Below are 625 nucleotides of genomic sequence, written 5' to 3'. Positions count from 1 at the left end.
TGCTCATAGAAGGCCCGCGCTTCGTCTTGATATTGAAATGCCACCACAAAGTCATCCGCATAACGGATGAGCATTGCCCTGCCTTCAAGCTTGGGTTTGATCTTCTTCTCGAACCACAGATCTAAAGCATAGTGAAGGTAGATATTCGCCAGCACGGGGCTGATTACACCGCCTTGCGGCGTACCTGAAGCAGCCTTGTAATAACGGCCGTCAGGCTCTTTAATTCTGGCCTTCAGCCATTGATTGATGAGATTGAGAAGCGGCCTGTCATCAATGCGCTGCTTTAACATTCGCATTAGCCAAGTGTGATCCATATGATCGAAGAAGCCTTTTATGTCTGCTTCGACAATATACCCGTAACCTTTAAATTGAAGATTCAATTGCAAACTGTGTATGGCCTGATGCGCACTTTTATGCGGACGATAGCCATAACTGTTCGGCACAAAGTCGTGCTCCCAGATACTTTGCAGTAACTCCGAGACACTTTGCTGCACCACTTTATCTGCAACGGTGGGCAAGCCTAATGGCCGCTCTTTGCCATTCGCTTTGGGGATGTACACACGCTTGATGTCATCAACTCGATACTGCCTGGATTTAAGTTGCTGCGCCAGCATGTGGATATTTT

General features: G+C 47.5%; 1 protein-coding gene. It reads right to left on the bottom strand.

Translation table 11 applies throughout. From position 1 onward, the window contains the following. A partial coding sequence (locus tag JW499_RS21570; protein ID WP_269814596.1) for a reverse transcriptase domain-containing protein occupies positions 1-625 on the bottom strand: 625 nt, incomplete at both ends.

This window comes from Amphritea pacifica (assembly GCF_016924145.1).
Lineage (GTDB): Bacteria > Pseudomonadota > Gammaproteobacteria > Pseudomonadales > Balneatricaceae > Amphritea > Amphritea pacifica.
Note: the sequence above shows the minus strand (reverse complement) of the source record. Positions and strands in the feature narration are given on the sequence as shown.